The organism is Kitasatospora herbaricolor (genome assembly GCF_030813695.1).
Lineage (GTDB): Bacteria > Actinomycetota > Actinomycetes > Streptomycetales > Streptomycetaceae > Kitasatospora > Kitasatospora herbaricolor.
In genome coordinates this window covers 7,356,321-7,378,927 of record NZ_JAUSVA010000002.1, presented here as the reverse complement: position 1 = coordinate 7,378,927, position 22,607 = coordinate 7,356,321, and the positions used below count along the sequence as shown (strand labels likewise).

16 protein-coding genes are annotated in these 22,607 nt (G+C 74.0%); 4 read left to right on the top strand and 12 right to left on the bottom strand.

Annotation, left to right across the window (positions count from 1 at the left end; translation table 11 throughout):
* Nucleotides 1–27: 27 nt before the first annotated feature.
* From J2S46_RS32025 to J2S46_RS31975, 11 genes are all read right to left on the bottom strand, one after another.
* The gene (locus tag J2S46_RS32025; protein WP_191288020.1) at nucleotides 28–1,260 is read right to left on the bottom strand and encodes a carboxylate--amine ligase; all 1,233 of its coding nucleotides are present in this window, start codon (nucleotides 1,258–1,260) and stop codon (nucleotides 28–30) included.
* A gap of 24 nt (nucleotides 1,261–1,284) precedes the next feature.
* Nucleotides 1,285–2,622 (bottom strand): glycoside hydrolase family 16 protein, encoded by a 1,338-nt coding sequence (locus J2S46_RS32020; protein ID WP_191288019.1) that lies wholly within the window; start codon nucleotides 2,620–2,622, stop codon nucleotides 1,285–1,287.
* 47 nt (nucleotides 2,623–2,669) lie between these two features.
* A complete protein-coding gene (locus J2S46_RS32015) occupies nucleotides 2,670–4,586 on the bottom strand; it encodes a glycosyltransferase (protein WP_191288018.1) in 1,917 nt (638 codons plus the stop codon).
* 55 nt (nucleotides 4,587–4,641) lie between these two features.
* Nucleotides 4,642–5,454 (bottom strand): polysaccharide deacetylase family protein, encoded by an 813-nt coding sequence (locus J2S46_RS32010; protein ID WP_191288017.1) that lies wholly within the window; start codon nucleotides 5,452–5,454, stop codon nucleotides 4,642–4,644.
* A gap of 12 nt (nucleotides 5,455–5,466) precedes the next feature.
* Nucleotides 5,467–6,486, bottom strand: coding sequence for a glycosyltransferase family 2 protein (locus J2S46_RS32005; protein WP_191288016.1), 1,020 nt, complete (start codon nucleotides 6,484–6,486; stop codon nucleotides 5,467–5,469).
* A complete protein-coding gene (locus J2S46_RS32000; protein WP_191288015.1) occupies nucleotides 6,483–7,865 on the bottom strand; it encodes a lipopolysaccharide biosynthesis protein in 1,383 nt (460 codons plus the stop codon). Before J2S46_RS32000 ends, J2S46_RS32005 begins: the two co-directional genes overlap by 4 nt.
* A complete protein-coding gene (locus J2S46_RS31995) occupies nucleotides 7,865–9,133 on the bottom strand; it encodes a glycosyltransferase family 2 protein (protein ID WP_191288014.1) in 1,269 nt (422 codons plus the stop codon). The genes J2S46_RS32000 and J2S46_RS31995 overlap by 1 nt, the downstream gene beginning before the upstream one ends.
* Nucleotides 9,133–10,545 (bottom strand): glycosyltransferase family 2 protein, encoded by a 1,413-nt coding sequence (locus J2S46_RS31990; RefSeq protein WP_229912006.1) that lies wholly within the window; start codon nucleotides 10,543–10,545, stop codon nucleotides 9,133–9,135. The genes J2S46_RS31995 and J2S46_RS31990 overlap by 1 nt, the downstream gene beginning before the upstream one ends.
* Nucleotides 10,545–11,414 carry a glycosyltransferase family 2 protein gene (locus J2S46_RS31985; protein ID WP_229912005.1) on the bottom strand — a complete coding sequence of 290 codons (870 nt, stop codon included), beginning with the start codon at nucleotides 11,412–11,414 and terminating at the stop codon, nucleotides 10,545–10,547. Before J2S46_RS31985 ends, J2S46_RS31990 begins: the two co-directional genes overlap by 1 nt.
* Before the next feature lie 585 nt (nucleotides 11,415–11,999).
* Nucleotides 12,000–14,102: a putative bifunctional diguanylate cyclase/phosphodiesterase gene (locus J2S46_RS31980; protein ID WP_191288013.1), complete on the bottom strand. Its 2,103-nt coding sequence runs from the start codon at nucleotides 14,100–14,102 to the stop codon at nucleotides 12,000–12,002.
* Entirely contained in the window at nucleotides 14,099–14,905 is an 807-nt protein-coding gene (locus J2S46_RS31975) for an SAM-dependent methyltransferase (protein WP_191288012.1), read from the bottom strand. The genes J2S46_RS31980 and J2S46_RS31975 overlap by 4 nt, the downstream gene beginning before the upstream one ends.
* Nucleotides 14,906–15,045: 140 nt before the next feature.
* On the opposite strand from J2S46_RS31975, the gene J2S46_RS31970 reads away from it, so the two are divergent.
* Nucleotides 15,046–16,944, top strand: a complete 1,899-nt coding sequence (locus tag J2S46_RS31970; RefSeq protein WP_191288011.1) for a glycoside hydrolase family 15 protein — start codon at nucleotides 15,046–15,048, stop codon at nucleotides 16,942–16,944.
* 246 nt (nucleotides 16,945–17,190) lie between these two features.
* Here the strand turns inward: J2S46_RS31970 and J2S46_RS31965 are convergent, their stop codons facing one another.
* The gene (locus J2S46_RS31965; RefSeq protein ID WP_370882268.1) at nucleotides 17,191–19,524 is read right to left on the bottom strand and encodes a glycoside hydrolase family 6 protein; all 2,334 of its coding nucleotides are present in this window, start codon (nucleotides 19,522–19,524) and stop codon (nucleotides 17,191–17,193) included.
* Between the two features lie 551 nt (nucleotides 19,525–20,075).
* Here J2S46_RS31965 and J2S46_RS31960 point away from each other — a divergent pair.
* The 3 genes from J2S46_RS31960 (at nucleotide 20,076) to J2S46_RS31950 (ending at nucleotide 22,501) form a co-directional block, all read left to right on the top strand.
* Nucleotides 20,076–20,531 carry an SRPBCC family protein gene (locus tag J2S46_RS31960; RefSeq protein ID WP_191288009.1) on the top strand — a complete coding sequence of 152 codons (456 nt, stop codon included), beginning with the start codon at nucleotides 20,076–20,078 and terminating at the stop codon, nucleotides 20,529–20,531.
* A gap of 75 nt (nucleotides 20,532–20,606) precedes the next feature.
* Entirely contained in the window at nucleotides 20,607–21,002 is a 396-nt protein-coding gene (locus J2S46_RS31955; protein WP_191288008.1) for a GNAT family N-acetyltransferase, read from the top strand.
* Between the two features lie 290 nt (nucleotides 21,003–21,292).
* Nucleotides 21,293–22,501 carry an aminotransferase class I/II-fold pyridoxal phosphate-dependent enzyme gene (locus J2S46_RS31950; RefSeq protein WP_191288007.1) on the top strand — a complete coding sequence of 403 codons (1,209 nt, stop codon included), beginning with the start codon at nucleotides 21,293–21,295 and terminating at the stop codon, nucleotides 22,499–22,501.
* Nucleotides 22,502–22,607 lie beyond the last annotated feature (106 nt).

Sequence of the window (22,607 nt, the reverse complement as noted above, 5' to 3'; positions counted from 1 at the left end):
GGTGCGGGCCCCCGGCGGACGTCCGGCTCAGCTCCGGCGGACGCTGCCGGCCAGCACCCGCACCACCGAGCAGCCGAACCGGGCGGCCTCCGCGACCGTGGGCGCGAGGTCGTCCCGGCAGAGCCAGGCCCGCTCGGTGCTCCGGCGGGGCCAGACGTCCCGCGGCGGCCGGCGCTCGCCCCAGGACGTGGCCAGCACGGACAGCAGGTCGATCTGCCCCACCCCGAAGCTGCGCGAGAGCTGGGCGCCCGGGGGCACCGGGCGCCCGGTGAGCGAGAGGTGCAGGGCCCGCACCACGTCCACCCCGTCCACCGTCTCGAAGAGGCGGAACTGGGCGCCGGTCCGGGGGTTGAAGTCGACCAGCTTGTAGCGGCCGTCGCGGAGGTCCAGCCGCCAGTCCAGGTCGGCGACGCCGCGGTAGCCGATCCGCCGGCAGAGCCGGGCTGCGAGCTCGGCCAGCTCCGGATTGGGGCAGGCCCGGGCCCGCGCGGTGACGCCCCGCCCGGGCGGCCAGGAGCGCAGCTTCAGGCCGGTGAACAGCACCAGCGGCTCGCCGTCCGGCCCGCAGCACAGATGGGTGATCCAGTCCTCCGCCTGCTCCGCCGGCAGGTACTCCTGCGCCAGGACGGAGGCCCGGCCGTCGGCGGGCGCGGCCCGGGCCCAGGCGGCGAGCAGTTCCCGCTCGCTCCTGATCACCGTGGTGTGGCCGACCACCGGGTGGCGCAGCCGGGTGAACGGCTCCAGGTTCTTCAGCACCAGCGGGTACCCCAGGCGGCGGCCCGCCTCGACCAGGCCGGCCCGGTCCGTCGGTGCGCAGGCGTGCGGCGTGGGCACACCGGCGTCCTGGCAGATCGCGTGCAGGTCCACCTTGTTGGCGAGCCGGCGGGGCAGCTCGGCGGGTACCGGCGGCAGCAGGAAGTACGGGGCCAGCTCCTCGCGGTGCTCGGCGAGCAGCACGGCGGACTCGTCGTCGGTGGCCACCACCACGCTGGGCCGGCCGATCGCCCGGCCGGCCGCCACGATGGCCGCGAGCAACTGCTCGGGGGGCTCCCGCCCGGTGCTGGGCCGGACGAAGGCGCCGGTCAGGTAGCGGGACACCGCCGTCGGGGTGAACCGGTCCTCGACCATGGCGTAGACCGGGACGCCGAGCCGGCCGAAGGAGCGCACCGCGCCGAGATGGCTCGGGGTCTGCGGGTAGCGCCCGACCTTGACGGCGAGCACCGGGACCTCCAGGTCCAGGGCCGGTCCGCTGCGTCCCATACCGGCGTGGCCTCCTCCGTGCGGTCAGTGCTGCCAGACCCCGACCCACTGGACGTGGAGCTGGGCGGTGTCGACGGTGGGCGGCGGTGACTGCAGGTAGCCCACCGCGAGGTTGATCACCAGCTCCATCGCGACGTTCGGGACCTGCGACGGGTCGGTCACCTTGAACCTTTCTACCCCGTCGACGTACCAGGTGACGGAGTCGCGTTCCCAGTCCAGTGCGTAGACGTGGTAGCCCGAGGCGAAGTCGGCGGGGCCGAACCGGCGCCCGACGTGCGCGTCGTTGCCGTCGGGGGTGCGCCAGTGCAGGTTCATGTCCACGTACTGGTTGGTGTTGGGGAACTCGGCGACGTCCAGTTCCGGCGGGGTGCCGCGGGTGGCGGCGGGGATCAGCCAGAAGGCCGGGAAGAAGCCGGCCGGCTCCGCCGGGGCGTTGATCGCGGCCGCGAAGTAGCCGTAGGTGAAGGTGTGGCGGGGGGTTCCGCCGTACGAGTCACGGCCGGTGCTGACCATGCCGGACGCCCAGGGGTACGTCCGGCCGTCGCTGCCGTGCTGCTTGCCGCGCTGGGCGTTCAGCGTCAGGACGCCGTCCGACACCCCGACCTGGCCGGACTGGTACCACTCCTCCTCACCGTTGCCCGCGTTGGTGCAGCCGCCGCCGAGCACCCAGTCGTAGCAGGTCACCCAGTCGGCCGCGTTCAGCGTGGTGCCGTCGAAGTCGTCCCGGAAGACCTGGTGCCAGGGGCCGGGGGCCACCGGTTCGTCGGTCCGGACGGGTGTTCCGGCCGCCCCGGGGGTGTCGGACGGTTCGGGGTCCGCGGTCAGCGGCCGCCCGGAGCTGCTGAGGGCCCCGGCGCAGGCCGTGCTGAGCAGGAGCAGGACGGCGACGAACAGGCCGCCGGCCTGCCGCCGCACGGTCCGGCGGCCGGCGCCGGGCGGGGAACCTGGCGGGGCGGCCTCCGTCGCGGGGGGACCGCCGGGCCGCTTCAGCTGCTCGGGGACGGTCCGGTAGCGGCGCGGCAGCAGCACCAGCGCCGTGGTCAGCGCCGCCAGCACCGCCAGCGCCCGGGCCACGGTGAACGCGCCGCCCAGGAGGAGCGGCACGGCCACCAGCACCGCGGCCGACGTGCTCAGCGCCACCACCAGGACGACCGCGGCCGTCCGGCCGGGCCAGGCGGTCAGCGGCGCCGGCGTGGGCCGGGCCCGCAGCACCATCGCCAGCCCCGGGCAGACCAGCAGGAAGGCGGTGGTCAGCGCGACCCGCGGAACGCCGCCGGCCGGCAGCAGGGTGGCCGCCAGGGCCGCCCAGCCGGAGAGGGCGAGCACCCAGCGCGGGGTGATCCACGGCGGTCGCCTCGTCACTGTGCCCACCTCCTCACTGTGCCCACGTCCCGGTCACGGTGCCCACCTCAGCGCGGGTGGGCGGCGAACAGGCCGGTGCCGACCACCGGCGTGACGTGGCGGTAGATCACGGCGTCGTGGTTGGCGAAGACCGGTCGCAGGGTCGACATGTCGGAGGCCGCGAGCCGGACCTTCCCCAGGGTGTCCGCCGGGAAGACCCCGGTCAGCTCGCACTCGGCGGCCTGGGCCCGGGTCAGCACCAGGTAGGAGGGACCGACCACGGCGGGGTTGGACATGGTGCTCTCCAGGGTGGACGCCGGGTCGGCCAGCAGCGCGCGCCGGTCGGCGACGGTCTGCTGGGCCAGCACGGTGCGCACCCGCTGCTCGTAGCGCAGTTCGAACCCGGGCAGGTCCGCGGTGAGCACCACGATCTGCGAGCCGGGCGGCGCGTTCTCGGCCAGGTACTGCCCGGCGGCGACCTCCTGCGGGGTGAAGTAGTTGATGGCCTCCTTGCTGTAGTAGCCGCAGAGCGTCCCGGCGAGCAGGGCCAGCAGCACGACCGCGCGGACCACCGTCCCGGTCCGGGGGAAGCGCGGGGTGCGGGCGATCAGGGTGGCGATCAGGAAGGCGGCGGCCGGCAGCGCGAAGAGGTAGGCCCGGAAGATCATCTCCCCGCCGTAGGGATTGGCCAGCAGCAGCGGGAACGGCGCCAGCAGGAGCAGCGGCAGGGGCGTGCGGCGCCAGCGGCGGCGGCACGCCGCCGCGAGGGCCAGCAGCAGGACGGTGGCGGTCAGCCCGCGGTCCACCCAGGAGGCCGTCACCTGGGCCGGCGCCGCGGCGGCCAGCCCGGCGAAGCCCGAGACCGCGTTGCGGTCCGGCGAGGAGAGCGCGCCGACCAGGGCGCTGATGTTCGACGCCAGGTACGGGCGGGCCACGGTGGCGTCCCAGAGCAGGGTCATGGCCGCCGCGGCGGCCAGCACCGGCAGCACCACCGCGCGGTTGGCCCGGGGCAGTGCGAGCAGCAGCAGGAAGCTGATCAGCATCACCGGGGTCAGCGGGTGGGAGGTGACGATCGCCCCGATCAGCACCAGCAGCAGCCCGAACGGGGCGAGCCGCCAGCCGCCGCGCGCGGGCAGGTCGGTGAAGACGGTCAGCGCCCGGGCGCCCGGCGCCGCCGCGGCCGGGGCCCCGGCGGCCGGGGCCCGCGCGGCCGCCCGCCTGGCCGCCAGCTGGCGCAGGACCAGCCCGATCACGATCAGGAACAGGAAGTAGGCGAAGGCCTGCGGCGCGAAGTAGTCCTGCCCGACCCAGGAGGTCGCGAAGTAGAGCCAGACCCCGCCCCAGATCAGCCTGCGGTCCTTGGTGAGCGAGCGGTGGATCAGCAGCAGCGGGCCGATCAGCAGGATGTTGGCCAGCAGCGGGTACCAGGAGGCGTAGCCGAGCGCCGAGTGCAGGCCGGTGGCCCGCAGGAAGAGCACGTTCAGGTCGAAGAAGCCGGGCCACCGGTTGTAGATGTCCAGCTCGTGGGCGTTCGGGACGGTGCCGTTGTGCCGCAGCACGGCGTCGACGATCGCGATGTGCTTCCAGGCCCAGGCGTACCGCAGCGTGGGGTAGAGCACGCTGGGGGTGGCGTGGACCATCGCGATCAGGCCCAGCACGTAGGCGGCCGGCCAACGCTGCGGCAGCTTGGGGTCGCGCAGCGCGGCGGCGAAGCCGACGGTGAGGACGATCAGGCCCAGCCAGTAGGGCAGCGGGAGCGCCTGGAGCAGCCCGAGGGTGCCCATCCGGTCGAGGCGGGCGCCGCGCAGCGCCACCAGCCACAGGACCAGGGCGACGGGCAGCGGGGCCCGCACCGCCCAGCCGCCGACGCCGGGGCCGGCCAGCCGCTGCCGGAGGGTCCGGCGGACGGGCCTGACGGCAGGGCCGGAGCGGCGGGCCCAGCGGGTGGGCGGGCGCGGCGTGTCGGTGATCTGCTGCTCAATCATCCGGCTGCCTCCTCGGGAGGGCCGCCACACGGTGACGGGTCTCGCACGGTGTCCATCACAGCAGCTCCGGTCCGCCGACCGGGCTGCCCAGCGCGGCCCGCAGCCGCCGGTACGTCCGCCAGCCCTTGGTCACCAGGCGTTCCGGGGCCGGCGCGACGCCGGCGCCGCGGCCCGCCGTCCAGTCGTCGAACACGGCCGGCGGGGTGTCGCCCCGGACCATCAGCCGGGAGATCCGCATCGGGTCGTCGGCGTTCGAGCTGAACCGGTCGCCGACCGCCGTGGCCGAGGTCCAGCCGGCCTGGCGCACCTTGGTGCGCAGCGCCGGGCTGGAGTACCCGTGCGGATAGGCGAAGGCCGTGGCCTCGTGCCCGAGGGCGTCCTCCAGCCGGCGTTTGCTGCCGACGACCTCGTCGGCGCGCTGCCGGGCGTGGACGGTGTCCAGCTGGGCGTGGGTCTGGGAGTGGCCGCCGATCTCGATGCCCACGGCGTCCAGCATGGTGACCTGGCGCCAGTTCAGCATCCGGGCGGGCGGGAGCAGGCTGCCGGTGGGCTGCCCGCCGGGCGGGTGGACGGCTCCGACGGTGATGTAGAGGGTCGCCGGCATGCCCAGGTCGGCGAGGACCGGCGCGACCGTCCAGTAGAAGTCGGCGAAACCGTCGTCGAAGGTCAGGACGGCCGATCCGGGCGGCAGCGGCGGTCCGCCGTGCAGGGCGGAGACCAGCCGGCGCAGCGGTACCACCGACAGGCCGCTGTCCGTGATCCGGCCGAGCTGCTCCCGGAAGACGCGTGGGGTCACGGTGAAGGGCGCGATCCACGACGGCGGGTCGTCCGAGACCGAGTGGTAGAGGAAGACCGGCACGGCCATCATGATCAATACTCCTCACACGCTCCGCGGCCCGGTGGTGGCGGACCCCTCGGTGGCCGGCACTCGGGTGGCCGGGCGCTCTGCGGCGGGCCCGCCGGGGCGGACGGACCGGCCCGGCGGCGGCACCGGCCGGGCGAGCCGGCCGAGCGCGTACCCGAAGGCGGTGGTCACGGCGCCCGCGACGGACGCCGCGACGCTCCGCAGCTCGCCCCGGCCCAGACCGCGGGCGATCGCGGCGGGCAGCGTGTGCAGCAGGTAGCCGCGTTCGCTGGAGAGCGCCGGCCGGGCGCCGGCCAGCCGGGCCACCACCGCCTTGGAACGGCCCTCCGCGTAGCAGCGGGCCCGGAAGTACGCCCAGCTGGTGCGGGCGGGCGGGACGTGGTGGCGGACCACCGCGCCGGGTTCGTGGCGCAGCAGGGCGGCCGGGCTGCGGGCGGTGATCCGCAGGCACAGCTCGGTCTCCTCGCAGCCGAGCGGCCTGGTGCCGACCCGGCCGAGTTCGGTGCGGAACCCGCCGGCGGCGAGTGCCTCGGCGCGCCGGAAGGACATGTTGGCGCCGATGAAGTTCCTGACCGCGCAGGCGTGCCGGGGAAGTCCGCGGTAGGAGCAGCCGACCACCCAGTCGAACTCGGGCGGGAACCAGCCGGGGCGGCCGGTCTCCCACCACGGCTCGACCAGGCCGCCGACCCCGAGCACGGCGGGGTCGCGGTAGCCGGCCAGCAGCCGGGCCGTCCAGCCGGGAGCGGCGACGGCGTCGTCGTCCAGGAAGGCCACGACCTCGCCGGTGGCGGCCGCCATACCGGTGTTGCGGGCCCCGGACAGACCCTTGGGGCCGGTGTTGGCGAGCACCCGGGCCGGCAGTTCGGCGGCGGCCCGGAGCTCCAGCTCGGGGCAGTGGTCGATCACCAGCAGCAGTTCGGCGGGCGGCGGGTGCTGGGCGCGGACGGAGGCGACCGCGGCGCACAGGTCGTCCCAGCGGTCCTGGGTGTAGGCGCAGACGACGACGGACAGGGTGGGTTCGGCTGAGGCGGTCATGTCGGCCTCCGGTTCGCGAGGGGCAGCCAGCGCCGCAGGGTCAGCAGCAGAGGCACGGCGAGGGCGCATTCGGCGGCCAGCCACGCGAGGCCGACGCCGTTGAGGCCCAGCAGCGGCAGCAGGCCCGCGGCCAGGCTGATCACCACGACGGCGAAGGCCAGCCGCAGCCCGATCATCCAGGTCACCGACCGGCGCACCCGGGCCACCTGGATGGCGACGCTCAGCACCGCGTTGGGCACCGCGGCGAGCACCATCAGGCGTAGCACGGTGGTGCCGTGCGAGGCGTAGTCGGGGCCGAAGAGCCCGAGGATCCACGGGGCGGCGGCCACCACCACGGCGACCGCGCCCGCCAGCAGCAGGCCGGAGTGGCGCAGCATGTGCCGGGCCAGCTCCACCAGCCGCTCGGGGGCGTCGGCCCCTTCGACGACCAGCGAATGGCCCATGCTGAACGCAGCCACGTAGAGGGTGTCGGCGATGATGAAGGCCAGCGAGTAGTACGCGCTCTGCCCGGCGCCGAGATGGTTGAGCACCAGCAGCGGCACGACGCTGTAGGTGGCGACGCTGCACAGGTTGCCGACGTAGTCGGCGGTGGCGTACCGCGCGACCCGCTGGGGCGGCGAGGTGTCGGACGGGCCGGACTCGTCGGACCGCTCCCGCGCGGGCATCGCCCGGCCGAACAGCACCAGGTTGGTGAGCAGGATCGCGAGGACCAGCGCCACCGACCAGGAGACCAGGATGCCGGTCCCCACGGCCAGCGCGGCGCACACGGCCAGCAGGCCCGACTTCGCCACCGCGAACAGGGCGTTCTCGCCCAGCACCCAGCCGGTGCGGCGCAGTCCGGTGAGCGCGCCGTCCTGCAGGACGAAGAGCGCGTAGCCGGCCGTCGCCGCCATGAAGGCGGCGGCCATCACCGGCTCGCGCAGGTACCCCAGGCCTGGCGCGATCAGCGGGATCAGCAGCAGGAAGGCACCGGCCGCCAGCGCGCTGAACACCGCGCTGGTGATGTAGCAGCGCAGGACCAGCCGGCGGGTGTGCCGGCCGGCTGTCGGCACGAACCGCACCAGGACGTCCCCGAGGTTGAGGCTGCCCAGCGTGGAGAGGAAGGAGGCGGCGGCGAGCGCGGCGAAGCTGCGGCCGACCGTCTCGGCACTGTACGAGCGGGTGGCGAGGATCCAGAACATCGAGCCGAGGCCCGCCGCCAGCAGCGAACTGGCCGCCAGGATGTGGCCGTTGCGCAGCAGGGGCTCCCCGCGGCCGGTCACCCGGACGGCCCTGACGCGGGCCTTGAGCAGGGTGGTGTACGAGCACTGGCAGGGCAGAGGCTGCGGGCAGGAGCACGGCCGCGTGGAGGCGGTGCGCCGGGCGGCGAGGACGGACATCACGGCCACTCCCCCGGCTGCAGGCCGCGCTGCTTCCACAGGCTCACCAGGTAGGCGAAGGGGCCGCAGAGCAGACCGCCGAACTCCAGGTGGCCGAGCCGCCGCTGGACGGTCCGGGCGTCCGGCGCGGACCGTACGTGGCGGCGCCGGGCGGCCTGCCAGTTCCAGACCCCGCGGGGCAGCCGCCGCACCAGCTCGACCAGCAGGCCGGGCTCGCGGGAGACCGCAGCGGCCAGGAAGGCCCCGTAGCCCACCCCGAAGTTGAACACCTGGGTGGTGAGGGCCTCCATGGTGCGCCGGTGGCGGTGCCAGACGATCGCGTCGGGCTGGTAGGTGACGGTGTGGCCGCTGGTCAGCACGTGGAGGAAGGCCAGCAGGTCCTCGCCGCCGCGGGCGGGGGTGCCGGCGCCGGTCGCGGTGTCGAAGCCGCCGAAGGCCCTGAGCAGGTCGGTGCGGAAGGCCATGTTGGCGCCGCAGCCGAAGCGGCCCACCGAGAACTGGACCAGCGGGTCGTCAGCGCGGTCGCCGAGCGACCAGCTCCGGGTGGCGTAGCCGCGGGCGGAGCTGCCGTACTGCTCCAGCAGGACCTGGGCCTCGGTCTCCAGCTCGGCGGCCAGGACCAGGCCGGTCACGCAGCCGACGGACGCGTCCCGGCGGAAGGACTCCACCACGGCGTCGACCCAGTGCGGGTCGGCGATGGCGTCGTCGTCGGTGAAGGCGCAGATCTCGCCGCGGGCCTGTGCCAGCCCGCGGTTGCGGGCCCAGGACAGCCCGGGCACCGGCTCGCGGACGTAGCGGATCCGGTCCGCGTACCGGGAGCGGACCAGTTGCTCGGTGGAGTCATCGGTCGGCGCGTTGTCGACGACGATGATCTCGGCCCGGGGGTAGCGCGTGCGGACCACCGAGTCCAGGCTCCGCCGGAGCATCTCCGTCCGGTCGCGGGTGCAGACGATCACGCTGACCAGTGGTGGCCGGGCCGTCTCCGGGGGCTGCGCCGCGGGGGCGGGCCCGCCGGTGCGGTCGGGGAGCGGGAGATCGCGCAGGGCTGCCTCGACCAGGGCCCGGCGCAGGCCGGCCGGGTCGCCGGCCGCGCCGTTGCCCGAGACCAGTCCGATCGGGTGCCCCTTGGAGCGCACCAGCGCCAGTACCGGGCCGGCCGGCTCGACGGTGCCGCAGGCCCCCGGCGGGCGCAGGCCGCTCGGCTCGTCCAGGTCGAGTTCGACGATCCGGGCCAGCGTGGGAGCCGGGCCGGCAGTGCGATCAGACATCACGGACAACTCTCTGCTCGGGCGCCGCGCTGCTTCCAGACGCTGCGCAGGTAGCCGACGGGCCCGTACATCAGGCCCTGGATCTCCAGCCGGGCGAGGTACAGGGAAGGCCGGCCTCCGGAGGCGGGCCGGCTGCGGACGCGGCCGGCCGCCAGGCCGAGGCCCTGCGGGAGCCTGCGCAGCAGCGCCGGCAGCATGGCGGGTTCATGGGTGAGAGCGGCGGCCAGGTAGGCGCCGAAGCCCGCGCCGTAGCCGAAGGCCTGGGCGGGCAGGGCGTCCATGGTGCGCCGGTGGCGGTGCCAGATCAGCGCGTCGGGCGCGTAGGCGAGGGTGTGGCCGGCGACCAGCATCCGGAAGAAGGCGAGCAGGTCGTCGCCGCCGTGGGCGGGCGTCCCGGTGCCGGTGGCGGGGTCGAACCCGCCGATGGCGCGCAGTTCGGCGGTCCGGAAGGCCATGTTCGCGCCGGAGCCGAAACGGCCGGCCGCGAACGGGAAGAGCGGCTCGCGGCGGCGGTCGGCGAGCGACCACGTCCGGGCGGCGAAGCCCTTGCCGAAGCCGCCGTGGTTCTCCAGGGCGGCCTGCGCCGGCGTCTCCAGCTCGGCCGGCAGGATCAGGCCGGTGACGCACCCGATCCGGGGGTCGGCGGCGAACGCGGCGGCGAGCGAGCCGAGCCAGGCCGGGTCGGCGAGGGTGTCGTCGTCGGTGAAGGCGCAGATCTCGCCGCGGGCCGCGGCCAGGCCGCAGTTGTGGGCCCGGGCCAGGCCCGCCACCGGCTCGCGCAGGTAGCGGACCCGGCCCGCGTACCGCCCGCGGACCAGCGTCTCGGCGGCGTCGCTCGCGGGGGCGTTGTCCACGACGATGATCTCGACCTGCGGATAGCCGTTCCGCAGCAGGGAGTCGAGGCACTGGCGCAGCATGCCTTCCCGGTTGTGGGTGGCGACGATGACGCTGATCAGGGGCGGGCCCGCCGGCACCCGGGCGCGGCCGGCCCGACCCGGGCGCGCCGCGGGTGCCGCGGTGGTCTGTCCGGCCGCCTGGGCCGGTCGGGGTGCCGCGGCGGGGGGCCGGGGCACGGAGGGTGCGGTGAACGGTGCCGGGGTCATCGCGGCCGGTGTCCGGTCGGACCGGGCGGGTACCCGGAGTTCGCGATGGGCGGCATCGACCAGCGCCCGGCGCAGCCCGGCGAGGTCGCCGCGCGCGCCGGTGGCTTTCACCAATCCGAGCGGGTGTCCGTGCAGCCGCACCAACGCCAACACGCGGCCTTCCGGGTCGACGGCGCCGGAGCCCCCCGGCGGGCGCAGCCCACTCGGTTCGTCCAGGTCCAGTTCGACGATCCGAACGGGGGTGTAGAGCGAGTCGCGGGCGACTGGGCAGGGGCAGGCCGCCGCGGTGCGCCGGTCGGAGCCATTCATCATCCCTCCCCCACGGCAAGGGGCGCCGCGGACCGGGCGCCGGGGCGCTCGGCGAGCAGGGTCCGCAGTACCCTTCGGCCGTCGGAGACGGCGTGCAGGTGTGAGCGACCACTGCGGCGGGGAAGTTCGAGGCTCGGCACCTCGGCGATGCGCAGGCCGGAGCGCAGAGCGTGCGCGATCATCTCGGCCTCGATCTCGAAGCCCGAGGAGCGCAGGTCCAGTTCGTCCAGGAACTCGCGGCGGAAGGCGCAGTACCCGTAGCACAGGTCGGTCAGCCTGCTGTCGTACAGCCGGTTGACCACCGCGAGCAGCGCCCGGTTGCCGAGCGAGCGGATCCTGGTGAGGTCCAGCGAGCCGCCGCCGGCGATGCAGCGCGAGCCCTTGACGAAGTCGTAGCCGTTGTCGAGGAAGTGCAGGTAGTGCGGGATCTCGCCGGGCCACATGGAGCCGTCGGCGTCCATCATCACGATGTACTCGCCGGTGGCGGCCGCGAAGCCGGAGCGCAGCGCGTTGCCCTTGCCGGGGGCGCTCTGCTTGACGCTGCGGACGGTCGGCAGGCAGCGCTTGGCCACCGTGATCGTCGCGTCGACCGAGGCACCGTCGACCAGCAGGACCTCGTCGACGCAGCGGGGGATCTGCTCGAACACCCAGGGGATGTTGCGGGCCTCGTCCCGGGCCGGGATGACCAGGCTGACGGTGTGCGTGGTGGCGACGGTGTCTCCGGAGCGGCGCATCGGCCGCCGGCTGCTGACCGGGTCGGTCGAGCGGCGCAGGGGGCGGCGGCTGGTGACGCGGTCGCTCGCCCGCCGGCTCGGCCGGCCGTCGTCGGCCGGGTGCGGAGGGGCGTCAGGGGGCAGGGTGGTACTCATCGAAGGCTGCCTCTCGGGAGGCGACGGGTACGCCGGTGTCCTCGGGCGTACCGGTCGTGACGGAGCGGGCGCCCGCTGTGGTTGTCGGCAGGGCGCGGCCCGGGTGGGATTCCCCCGGACGGGAGGGCGGTGCGCGGGTCACGACGGGAGGGCCGCCGGACGCGGTCGTGCCGCTCGTGAGGTGATGCGCGGCTGGTGACGTGCTGCGCGCCGGTTGCTGCCGGTGACGCGGTCTCTTCCGCCGGCCTGACGTGCGCCGGAGATGGGGTCCGCGTGACGTGCGCTGGGCGCGAGGTGCGGAGTGCCGGTCCGCTGCGGCGCCGGAGCGCCGGTACTGCGTGGGCGCCGAGGCGCCGGTCCTGCGTGAACTGGCCAATGTGCTCTCCGCACGAGGTGCGGTGCCAGGGCCTCATCGTGCCCATGAACCCGAGGGCAAGTCAAGGGTTTTGAACCTGTTTGTCCGGATTTTCTTGACGGGCCTCCGGCGGGGCCGGCCGGCCGGCGCCCGTACGTGCCCGTACCGGGGCGTCGGGCGCCGCGGGCCCCGGGTCCGGAGCCCGCGGCACCCGGCCGGGCCGGCGGGGGCTACCTGGGCGGACCGCCCTCGGCGATCCGGCGGGCGATCTCCGCCGGACGCACCGGCCGGCCGAAGTGCCAGCCCTGCGCCCAGTCGCACCCGATCGAGCGCAGCCGGTCGGCGTCGCCGCGGGTCTCCACGCCCTCCGCCGTCACCGTCAGACCGAGCGTGTGCGCGAGGGACACCAGGCCGCTGACGATCCGCCACCCGGTGGGTTCGTCCTTGCGCGGGTCGTGCAGGTCCCCCACGAAGGAGCCGGCGATCTTCAGCCCGGAGACCGGCAGGTCGCGCAGGTAGGCGAGGTTGGACCAGCCGGTGCCGAAGTCGTCGATGGCCAGCGAGACGCCCATGTCGACCAGCTTGTGCAGGGTCTTCAGCGCCTCGTCCTCGGGCCCCACCACGGTGCTCTCGGTGATCTCCAGCTGGAGCCGGCTCGGGTCCAGCCCGGTGGTCTGCAGGATCCGGCCGACATCGCCGACCAGGCCGGCGTTGCGGGCCTGACGGACCGCCAGATTGACGTTCATCTGGGGCGCCGCCGAGCCGAACCGCCGCTCCCAGTCCGCCGCCTGACCGCACGCCTGCTCCAGCACCCAGCGGCCCAGCGGCATGATCAGGCCGGTCTCCTCGGCCGTCGCCACGAACTCGTCCGGGCCGAGCACCCCCAGCTGCGGGTGCCGCCAGCGCACCAGCGCCTCGACCGCGGCCAGCGAGCCGTCGGCCAGCGCGTGCAGCGGCTGGTAGTCGATGAAGAACTCGCCCCGGTCCAGGGCGGCCGGCATCCGCACCGACACCGCGTAGCGGCTGACCGCCCGCGCGGTCTCCTTCGGGTCGAAGAGGGTCCAGCGTCCGCGCCCGGCCTCCTTGGCCCGGTAGAGCGTGAGGTCGGCGGCCCGGACGGCCGCACCCGGCGTGGTGGTGGCCACCCGGCGCTCCAGCACGCCGACGCTGGCGCCGACGGCCAGCCGGTGGTCGCCGATGTGCACCGGGCCGTCCAGCGCGTTCAGCACCGTCTTCGCCGCCGCGACGGCCTCCTGCTCGCCCCGGCAGTTCTCCAGCAGCACCACGAACTCGTCGCCGCCGAGCCGGGCCACCAGGTGCCCGAGCGGGGTCAGCGCGGCCTTCAGCCGGTCCGCGACGGCGGTCAGCAGCTGGTCGCCGGTCTCGTGGCCCAGGCTGTCGTTGACCACCTTGAAGCCGTCCAGGTCGACGTAGCAGAGGCCGAACCTGGCGCCCGGCTCCGGCTCCTCGAAGATCTTCTCCAGCCGCTCGAAGAAGGCCGCCCGGTTGGGCAGGCCGGTGAGCGAGTCGTGGGTCGCCTGGTGGCGCAGCCGCTCCTGCAGCCGGTAGCGGTCGGTGATGTCCTCCAGCATCGCCACCTGGTACTGCGGGGCGCCGTCGTCGTCACGGATCAGCGAGACGGTCAGCTGGGTCCACACCACCTCGCCGTCCCGGCGGTAGTACGGCTTGTCGAACTGCAGGTACTCGCGCTTGCCGCTGACCAGGTCCTCGTAGGCCTCCCACACGCCGGGGGTGTCCTCCGGGTGGACCAGCTCGTTGACCTTGTGACCCTGGAGGTCCTCCGGACCGGCGCCGAAGATCTCCTGGAGGGCCTTGTTGACCGCCAGGATGTTGCCCTCGGTGTCACCGATGCCGATGCCGATCGCCGCGCTCTCGAACAGCGCGCGGAACCGGGCCTCCGAGGCGCGCAGCGCCTTCTCGGCCTCCTTGCGGGCACTGTCGGCGGCCGTCCTGATCGCCTCCTGCTCACGCAGCGTACGCTCGCGCAGGGCCGCCGCCCAGCCGGCCGCGAAGGCGCCGCAGACCGCCGGACCGCGTCCGTTGCCGTCCGGCTGGCGGTGCAGCAGGGCGATCGCGCGGGCCAGCACCGACGGGTCGGTGAAGTGGGCGTCCACCAGCAGGGCGCCCGCCTGCTCGGCGAAAGCCACCTCGAACGGGTCCTCGCGGCGGGCCCGGTGCAGCAGGCCGGCGGTCCGGGCGACCAGGCGGTGCAGGATGCCGGGGTGCACGGCCGCGCCGTGCCCGGCCGCCAGCAGGCCGGCCCAGTCCTCGCGGAACCGGGCAGCCTCCGCCTCCGCCGGCTCGGCGCTCACGGCCGGAGCCCCACACCCGCCATGCCGGTCATCCGCTCCGGGTGCTCGCCGACTGCGGCGGGGTTCTCCGGGTGCCACTGCGGCAGGTACACCACCCCGGGCTCGACCAGCTCGAAGCCCTCGAAGAGCGAGATGATCTGGTCACGCGTACGCATCGTCAGCGGAGTGGGCGTCATCCGGTAGAGGGCCTGGTGGTCCTCCGCCTGGTCGGGCCGGCCCTCCAGAGACGCGTGCGAGAGCACCAGCGCGCTGCCGGGCGGGAGCGCGTCCCGCAGCACCGACACCGAACGCCACGGGTCCTCCGCGTCGGTGACGAAGTGCAGCACCGCGACCAGCAGCACCGCGACCGGCTCACCGGGGGCCAGCAGCTCCCGCACCTCGGGCCGGGACAGGATGTCCTGCGGCTCGCGCAGGTCGGCCTGGACGACGTGGCTGAGCGGGTCGTGCTCCAGCAGCAGCCGGCTGTGCGCGACCGCCACCGGGTCGCGGTCCACGTAGACCACCTCGGAGCCGGGGCGGATCGCCCTGGCCACCTCGTGCACCGCGCCGAAGGTCGGGATGCCGGAGCCGATGTCCAGGAAGCGGGAGATGCCGGACTCGGCCACGAACTGGACCGCGCGGCGCAGGAAGGCCCGGTTCGACCGCATGATCATCGGAAGGTCGGGCCAGAGGGCCATCGCCTTGCGCCCCATCTCGCGGTCGACCTCGAAGTTGTGCGAGCCGCCCAGGTAGTAGTCGTAGACCCGGGCCGCGTTGGGCTTGTCCAGGTCTGTTCCAGCCGGTACCCAGTCCGGTCGCCGCATGGCGGTACCCCTTTAGTTTCCCGGCTATATCCGGCTCGGAGGAGACAACAGGCACAGAAGATCATCCTCCGCACGCCGAAGGGGTGCAACTGGAGGCTCCCGGCCTGCCGGGGCAGGCGGAGGGCCGGATAATAGCACCGATGAGTGGACGGATTGAGGACTACGCCCTGATCGGGGACCTGCAGACCGCCGCCCTGATCGGACGGGACGGATCGGTCGACTGGCTCTGCCTGCCCCGGTTCGACTCCCCCAGCTGCTTCGCCGCACTGCTCGGCGAACAGCGCCACGGCAGCTGGCGGCTCGCCCCGGCCGGCGCCGGTCCGTGCGGTTCGCGCAAGTACCGCGGCGACAGCCTCGTCCTGGAGTCCGAATGGCACACCGCCACCGGCAGTGTCCGGGTCACCGACTTCATGCCGCAGCGCGACAAGGTCCCGCGGCTGGTACGGATCGTCGAGGGCCTCACCGGCAGCGTCGAGATGCGCGGCGAACTGCGACTGAGCTTCAACTACGGCCGGATCGACCCCTGGGTGCGCCGCACCGGGCACCACCGGGTGGCCGTCGCGGGGCCCGACTCCGCCTGGTTACGGGTACCGCCCGGCGTGCACACCTACGGCGCGGACGGCACCACCGTCTCCGACTTCACCGTCACCGCCGGGCGGCGGGTCGCCTTCCTGCTCACCTGGCAGCCCTCCCACCTGCAGAGCACCCCGAACACCGATCCCGACCAGGCCCTGGCAGCCACCCTCGGGCGCTGGCAGGACTGGGCCGGCAGCTTCCGTTACCGGGGCGAGTGGCGCGATCCGGTGCTGCGTTCCCTGATCACCCTCAAGGCCCTCGCCTACGCGCCGACCGGCGGCATCGTCGCCGCGCCCACCGCCGCGCTGCCCGAACTGATCGGCGGCACCCGCAACTGGGACTACCGGTTCTGCTGGCTGCGCGACTCCAGCATGACGCTCTCCGCGCTGCTGCGCGGCGGGTTCCGCGAGGAGGCGGCGGCCTGGCGCCAGTGGCTGCTGCGGGCCATCGCCGGCGACCCGCGCGACCTGCAGACCATGTACGGCGTCGCGGGCGAGCGCGTGGTCACCGAGACCGAGGCCGGCTGGCTGCCCGGCTACGAGGACTCCCGGCCCGTCCGGTTCGGCAACGCGGCCGTCGCGCAACTCCAACTGGACGTCTACGGCGAGGTGGTGGACACCCTCCACCTCGCGCTGCTGGCCGGTATCCCGATGGAACGGCACGTCTGGGGCCTGCTGCGGGCGCTGATGGGCTACCTGGAGCAGCACTGGCAGGAGCCGGACGAGGGCCTCTGGGAGTTCCGCAGCGCCCGCCGCCACTTCGTCCACTCCAAGGTGATGGCCTGGGTCGCCGCCGACCGCGCGGTGAAACTGGCCGAGGCCACCGGCCTGCCCGCGCCCGTCGATCGCTGGCGCGCGATGCGGGACGCCGTGCACGCCGACGTCTGCGCCCACGGGTACGACCGGCGGCGCGGCACCTTCGTCCAGCACTACGGCGGACAGGAGTTGGACGCGGCCACGCTGTTCGTGGTGAAGAGCGGGTTCCTGCCGCCGGACGACCCGCGGGTGGTCCGCACGGTGGACGCCGTCCGGGCCGGGCTCGACCACGGCGGATTCGTCCGGCGGTACAACGGGGTGCGGCACAGCCGTCCCGGCGGGTCGGCCGACGGGCGGGGCCGGGCCGGACGGGGCCGGGCCGGACGGACGGGGGCCGGCGGGCGGACGGGGGCCGGCGGGCCGGGACCTGCGGACGGACCGGTCCGGGCGGACGGGCTGCCCGGCGGCGAAGGCGCCTTCCTCGCCTGCTCGTTCTGGCTGGCCGATGCCCTCGTCGCCACCGGACGCCGGGACGAGGCGAGGGAGTTGTTCACCCGGGTGGTCGATCTGGCCAACGACCTCGGCCTGCTCGCCGAGGAGTGGGACCCGCTGGAGGGCCGCCAACTGGGCAACATGCCGCAGGCGTTCACCCATGTCGCGCTGGTGAACACGGCCTTCACGCTGGCCGAGCCGGCCACCGGGGCCTGACCCGCTCGGTCCTGACCCGCCCGGGGCCCCACCCGCTCGCTCCTGACCCGCTCGGTCCTGACCCGCCCGGGGCCCCACCCGCTCGCTCCTGACCCGCTCGGTCCTGACCCGCCCCGCGGGCGCGGACCCCGGTGGAATCAGGTCCGGCGAAGACAGGTCCGGCCGGCCCCGGGAGTTCGGGGCCGGCCGGATGCTGGGCGGTCGTTCACCGGTGGTGCACCGGGAATCGCCCGCCGGGGCGGTGCGTCAGCTCGCGGTGCAGGTGAGCGTCGGCACCGAGTTGCTGCCGGAGTAGCTGGCGCCGAAGCCGAAGCCGGCGGTGGCACCGGCGGCGAGCGCCCCGTTGTAGCCCGCGTCGGTCACGCTGACGGCGGCACCGGTCTGGGTCTTGTTGCCGTTCCAGAGGTTGGTGATCTGCTGGTTGCCACCGAAGTTCCAGGTGACCTTCCAGTGGCTGGTGGCGGTGGTGCCGGTGTTCTTGACCGTCACGTCGGCGTTGAAGCCGGCGCCCCAGTCGCTGCTGACGGTGTACGTCGCGGTGCAGCCCAGGTTGCCCGTGCCACCGGTCGAGGCGGTGGTGACCGTGACGCTGTTGGAGGCCGCCGAGACGTTGCCGGCCGCGTCCTTCGCCTTCACCGTGTAGCTGTACGCCGTCGAGGCGGTCAGGCCGCTGTCGGTGTAGCTGGTGGAGGTGGAGGAGCCGACCTTGGTGGCACCGCGGTAGATGTCGTAGCCGGTGACGCCGACGTTGTCGGTCGAGGCACCCCAGGAGAGCGAGACGCTCGCCGAGGTGTTACCGGTCGAGACCAGCGCCGAGGGCGCCGTGGGGGCGACGGTGTCGCCGGTCACCGCGGTGGTGGTGGCGGTCACGCTGTTGGAGGCCGCCGAGACGTTGCCGGCCGCGTCCTTCGCCTTCACCGTGTAGCTGTACGCCGTCGAGGCGGTCAGGCCGCTGTCGGTGAAGGTGGTGGAGGTGGAGGAGCCGACCTTGGTGGCGCCGCGGTAGATGTCGTAGCCGGTGACGCCGACGTTGTCGGTCGAAGCCGCCCAGGAGAGCGAGACACTCGCCGAGGTGGTGCCGGTCGAGACCAGCGCGGACGGCGCGGACGGGGCGACGGTGTCGCTGGTGCCACCGGTGACCGGCGGGTACGCGTTCTTCAGCAGCTCCTGGAACTGCGCGGAGAACCAGGCACCGGCCAGCGGCGCGTCCGGCAGGGCGCCGGACATCTGGTTGCCGTTGCGGGCGTTGCCCGTGTAGGTCGGGTCGCACATGCGGTCGAAGCCCTTGCCCTGGTCATTCGCGATGACCTTGGACGCACCGTCGGACTCGCCCGGAGGCTTCACCCAGACGTAGGCGTCGATGCCGGCGGCCGGAGCCGCCGTCGGACGCTCGCCGAGACCCGCACCGGACTGGTTGCACCAGTTGCCGGCCTGGAAGCGGCGGTCGATGCGGCCACCGTTGACGTAGGCGTCACCGCTGGTCGTCGGGCCGGGGCCGGTGGGACGGTTGGCACCGCCCCAGCCGTTGCGCGAGGTGTCGATCAGCATGCCGATGTTGCTGTCGAAGCCGGACGCGGCGGCCTTCTGGCGGAACGCGACGGCGTAGGACTGCTCGTCGACGTAGCGGTTCCAGTCGACCCACTTCGAGGTGGCACGGATCGACTGGCCGCCGACCACGTCGTCGATCGTGAAGTAGGGCTCCTTCAGCGCCGAGTAGTTGGCGGTGTTGACGATGAAGCCGTGCACGTTGGCGACGGTGCTGCCGGAGGAGGTGGCAGCGGTCTTCAGCAGGTCGATGGTCGGCTGGAGGTTGGAGTCCCAGCCGAGCCAGCCGTGGTGACCAGCGTCGATGTAGTTGTAGACGTTGGAGATCGCGCCGAGCTTGTTCAGCGCGTAGCCGACACCGTTGACGTAGTTGCCGTTGGCCTTCATCACGTCGCAGTTGGCGGTCGCGGTGGCGGTGCCGCCCGCGTTCGTGATCAGGTTCGGCAGCGAGTCGATCTCGATCGTCGTCACGATGCGCAGGTTCGCGTAGGCCGGGTCGGCCAGGATCGCGGCGATCGGGTCGATGAACTCGCTCTTGTAACGCGGCAGGTCGGTCGGGCCGAGCTCACCGTTGGAGGCAAGGGCCGCACAGTCACGGCCGGGCAGGTCGTAGACGACGAGCTGCACGACGTACGGCTTGCCGGCGGCCTGGGCCACTGCGGCGTTCAGGTGGGCGCGCAGGCCCATCGAGGTGCTGCTGCCGTTGATGGCGGCGATCCGGTCCAGCCAGACCGCGGTCGGCTGGTTGGAGACCGCGCTGCCACCGGGCTCGGCGGCGGCGAGGGCTGACCACTCCGGGTTCACGTAAACCCCGGCGCCGACATACGGGTTGTCGACCTTGGCGGTCGCGGCCTGGGCCGGCGCCGCGGCGGCGAGCGGGAGGATGGCCGTGGCGCTGAGGGCAACGGCGACAGCTGCGGTTCTGAGCCGGGCAAGGAGCTGTGCTGACACTTCTTGGATCCTTTCGGGTGGGGGGGATCCAGGGGGAAATGAGTGGGAGCGCTCCCACAATCGGGGGGCGAAGTCGGAGGGCATCCCGTTCCTCACGGCATATAAAGCCATGGGGTAACTGCTCCGTCAAGGTCTAGGACTGATTTCGACGATTCGACAACCGCGCCCCCACTGGCCCGCGTTGACGTGTCAATCGTGGGAGCGCTCCCGGGCATTGGGCCCACGAGCAGCGCGGAAGCCGCCCGCGAGCCGGGCCGGAACGAGGCCGGAGCGGGGCCGTGGCGGGTGGGGCGGAGGCCCGGGACCGGGCCCGGATCGGGCTGGTGGTCGGCCCGGATTCGGGCAGGGTTCGGGCGGGAAGTCGGGCGGGGAGTTGTTCGGGAGAGGGCCTCGGAGGGGCCCGCGTCCGGGCGGCTCCGGTGCCCGGGTCGGGTTGCCGGGCGTCCTGAACGGGTAGCCGCGGCTGGAGGGTTCGGCCGATCGGCCGGGCGGGCACGGCTCCGCCCGCGGGGACAGGCCCTCGATCGCTCGCACGAGAGGGACGCTCGCGGTGCGGGCCGCCCGGACGGAGCCGGCCACCGTGGGGCGCGCCGCGCGCCGGGGGCGGGCCGGCGTCACGAATCAGGGGGCCTCGGATGGATCTCAGTACCTACCGCCTCAGCAGCGCCTGGCAGTTCGACGCCCCACCCGGCCGGGTGCTGACCGTGCTGGCGGACGTCGCCGGGTACCCGCGCTGGTGGCCCCAGGTCCGTACGGTCCGGCAGACGGCGGCCGACGCCGGCGAACTCGTCGTCCGCTCACTTCTCCCCTACCGACTGGTCTTCACCGTCCACGCCGCCCGGCAGGACGAGGCCGCCGGGGTCCTGGAGGCCCGGATGACGGGCGACCTGCTCGGCTGGTCACGCTGGACCGTCACGTCCCAACCCGCCGGCATCCAGGTGCTGTTCGAGGAGGAGGCCCGCCTGGGCAAACCGCTGCTGCGCCTGCTGGCCGTCCCCGCCAGGCCGGTCTTCCTGGCCAACCACGCGGCCATGATGCGCGGCGGCGAACGCGGTCTGCGCGATCACCTGGCGGCCGTGCCGGGGCACTGACGGCTGACGCCCTCCAGCGCCCCTGAGGCCCGTCGGCCGGCAGACGACAGCCCCGGCGAATGAAAGCCTGCCGGCATGACCATCGACGATCTTGTCCTCACCGTCCGGCCCGACCTGACCGACGGAGCCCTCAACGAGCTGTTCACGGCAGCCTGGCCCGACCACCGGACGACCGCCTTCGAACCCCTGCTCGCACGCAGCCTGACCTGGGTCGCCCTGCACCGGGGCGGACGGCTGGTCGGGTACGTCAACGTGGTCGGCGACGGCGGGGCGCACGCCTTCGTGCTGGACACCACGGTCCACCCCGACGAGCAGCGCGCCGGCCTCGGCGTGCGTCTGGTGCGCGCCGCGGCGGCCGAGGCCCGGGCGCTCGGAGCGCACTGGCTGCACGTCGACTACGAGCCCGAGCTCGAAACCTTCTACGCCCGTTGCGGGTTCCGCCCGACGGCGGCCGGCCTGATGCGGCTCTGAACCGACGCCGACGCCGACGCAGGGCGGCGGGCAACGGGCAACGGGCAACGGGCAACGGCGGCGATGACAGATGACGAATGACAAATGACGAGGATCAGATGACGGCTGACAGATGTCAGATTTCAGATGGCAGCTGACGGCAGACAGCTGACCACTGACCACTGACCACTGACAGACAACGCCCGACGGCACCCGCCCGCCCCGCACCCCGCAAGTCACCCCCACCCCTCCCGCACCCGCGTTAGCGTGACAGCGAGCCGCCCGTACCCGCCCAGCCCCGGAGGTCCGAGTTGGAACCGCGCCCCGCAGCAGACCCGCACCCCGGGGTGGAGTTCGACCGGCTCTTCGACCGCACCGGCACCGGCAGCATCAAGTGGGCCCGGGCCGGGGCGGCGCCGGGCGGGGCGATCGCGATGGGCCTGGCCGACATGGACCTCCCCGGTCCGCCCGCCGTCGCCGAGGCCCTGGCCGCCCGGGCGGCCCACCGGGCGTTCGGCTACACGCTGTGCGACCCGGACGGCCGCGAACTGGTCTCCCGGTGGTACCGGGACCGGCACAAGGCGGCGGTCGACCCGGACTGGGTACTGCTGCTGCCGTTCAGTCCCCGCACCGCGCTGCGACTGCTCCTGGAGGCGATCGCACCGGCCGGGCCGGTGCTGATCCCCACTCCCGAATGGGCCGGGTTCGCCGAGATCTGCGGCGCGGCCGGCCTCCCCCACCAGGAGATCCCGCTGCCCGTCGAGGGCGACGGCTACCGGCTGCCGACCGAGGAGTTCGCCCGCCGGCGGCCGGGAGCCATCGTGCTCAGCAATCCGCACAACCCCTCCGGCCGGCTCTGGACCCGTCCCGAGATCCGCGCCCTCGCCGAGGCCGCTGCCGGGAGCGGCGCGGCCACGGCCGGGGCCGGCGGAGCCGGACCGGCGGGCGGGGTGCTGCTCTCGGACGAGGTGCACGGCGACCTCCTGCACCCCGACCACGGCCTGCCGCACCCGGTGGCGGTGGTCGCGGCGGGTGACCTGGCCCGGCACACGGTCACCCTCAACTCGGTGGGCAAGACCTTCAACACCTCCGGGGTCCCCAGTTGCTTCGCCCTCGTCCCCGATCCGGCCCTGCGCACCAGGCTGACCGCGCTGATGGCCGGATTCGGGCTCTGGGAGGGCGGCCTGCTGGAGCAGACCGTCCAGCGGGCCGCGCTGCAGCACGGCGGTCCCTGGCTGGACGCCCTGCTGCGCCATCTGGTCGGGGCCCGGGAGCGGCTCACCGGGCTGCTCGGCAGCGCGGTGGTGTCCCGCCCGCAGTCCTCCTACCTGCTCTGGCTGGACGCCGCGAAGCTCGGTCTGCCCGCCGAGGGCGCGCGGGCCGCGCTGCTGGAGCGGTGCGGCCTGGAGCTCTCCGAGGGCACCGGTTTCGGAGAGGCCGGGTACGGGCGGCTACGCCTCAACTACGCCCTGCCCACCCCCCTGCTGGAGGCCGTGGAGGCCCGACTGCGTGCCCTCTGACCTGCATGGACACCCGTTCATCGGAACTTTGCACGGCAGATCCGCATGCCCCGTAGCAGACTGGGCAGGAAGACCGGGCCGCAATCGTGAACCCCGAGGATGGTGA